Origin of the sequence: Priestia sp. BR_2 (genome assembly GCF_041954005.1) — a bacterium.
In the GTDB taxonomy this organism is placed as follows: Bacteria; Bacillota; Bacilli; order Paenibacillales; family Paenibacillaceae; genus Paenibacillus_AQ; species Paenibacillus_AQ lautus_A.
In genome coordinates this window covers 1-1,920 of record NZ_JAVFHM010000086.1, presented here as the reverse complement: position 1 = coordinate 1,920, position 1,920 = coordinate 1, and the positions used below count along the sequence as shown (strand labels likewise).

The following is a 1,920-nucleotide window of genomic DNA, read 5'->3' as shown; positions in this document are numbered from 1 at the left end:
CGATATTGAAAAATAGCTAATTTTTATTACTACAATATGACCTCCACATTCATTTGCCATTTGTTTAGCAACAGACTCTTCGTTAATGGCGAATGCTACCGAACTTTATAAAATAGTGTGGAGACTCTTTGTTAGGCAACTTACTTCCCTCCATTTCTACACCCTTCAATAGCTTTATCAATCAGTATTAATATCTTATTTGGACTTAAAAAGTTAAAATCCCTCTAAAAAGGTCACTCTTCTAGTTGAAAATATCTAATGATAATGATATGTGCCCAATAAAGTAGACGGGTGAAATAAAATGTCTATTTGCTTTATTAAGGGCATATCAAAATACGGAATTCTAATTTTTTGTCAAATTCTTACATGATTAATAATTAAAAATTCAATGGTTGTTAATAATAAACTGGTAAGGACCTTAGATTTTTGTGAATTATCAGTATTATTTATCAGGAGGTAATCGTAATGGAATTCCCTTTTCGCAACCTTATATTTGAGGGTGGAGGAGTCAAAGGAATTGGGCATGTTGGAGTATTACAATACTTAGATGAAATCAAAATCCTGCAACATATAAAAAGATTCGGGGGAACTTCTGCTGGGGCTATTACAGCTCTAGTTGTAGGTTTAGGATACACTATAGGAGAATTGGAAACAATCACAAAAGAAGCTCCGTATGATAGCTTTAAGGACCAAGACCCAGGATTCGTTCGAGATAGTATTCGATTACTATACGATGGATACGGCAGATATAAAGGTGACAAATTCAGCAAATGGATAAGTGGATTAATAGAACATCAGGGATTTAGTAAGGATATAACTTTCCAAGAATTATACGAGAAAACAGATAAAGAAATCTTTTTTCAAGGAACTAATATATCAACTCATTGTATTGAAACTTTTTCGCATAGGCATACTCCTGATATGCCAGTAGCTAAGGCGGTTCGCATATCAATGTCAATTCCCTTTTATTTCAAATCTGTTCATTGGAAAGGGAGCTGGTATGTCGATGGAGGAATTTTAGATAATTACCCTATTGACTTATTCGATTGGAGAAGTTATGTATCTCAAGAAGAAAATTTTAGGTCTACCAAAATTGATAAGAAAGCTAATGAATTATTACGATCTATCTCCTCTACGACCGAGCATCTAGCTAATGGAGAAGAGGACGAAATTATTTATAATATGGAAACATTAGGAATAAGGTTGGATACTCCCGAAGAAATACTAATAGAAAAAAGAATTATTTCTCGAGAACCTCGCCCCATCGATCATTTGGTAGTTTTTATACATCATGTAATGAAAACTGTTTTAAAAGCGCAATCGAGTATGAGGATAGGAGAAAGGGAATCTAAACGTACTATTTATGTAAATACTGAACGTGTTGAGACTACCCAATGGAATATACCAATGGAAATGTTAAACAAGTTGATGGCAAATGGATATGAAGCTGCTAAAGAATACATTACTAACTATACATTACCAACAGAGCAACAAAATGATTCTTGTAGTTGAGTTTGTCAAGCAATTAAATAAATTAGCATAAGACATATACAAAGCAGTAGCTTTATTTATTAGTAAAAGGCTACTGCTTTTGCTTATTAATTATTCTTTAAATTGTAACCCTTAAATTTATAACCGTAAATACTTGTCAAATATATTGTTTTCTACAAAATAAGTAATAGTTAAAGTAACTCCAAATAAAATAACTTAATCATTACTCTTGTTTATAATATAAAATGAATACAATATAGTATCTTATAAAAAATATTATCAGGGATATCAACAGGACTAAGTGAGTGTATTTCGAAAACCATTGAGGTTAAGTGGGTAAACATTACAACAGAACAACTGTCTCCATAGAATTAGAGTATGTAGAAAAATATTAACTTCAAGAATAAAAAGGTAGAGGAACCCTATACC

1 protein-coding gene is annotated in these 1,920 nt (G+C 31.8%); it reads left to right on the top strand.

Annotated features, from left to right (window positions below):
* The first annotated feature begins 465 nt into the window (after positions 1-465).
* Complete coding sequence (locus RB298_RS02160) at positions 466-1,512, top strand: patatin-like phospholipase family protein (RefSeq protein WP_486045510.1); 1,047 nt, start codon at positions 466-468, stop codon at positions 1,510-1,512.
* Positions 1,513-1,920 lie beyond the last annotated feature (408 nt).

Bases quoted from the DNA above. Each gene is read 5' to 3' on its own strand.
- RB298_RS02160 (WP_486045510.1), top strand. From the start codon at position 466: ATGGAATTCCCTTTTCGCAACCTTATATTTGAGGGTGGAGGAGTCAAA.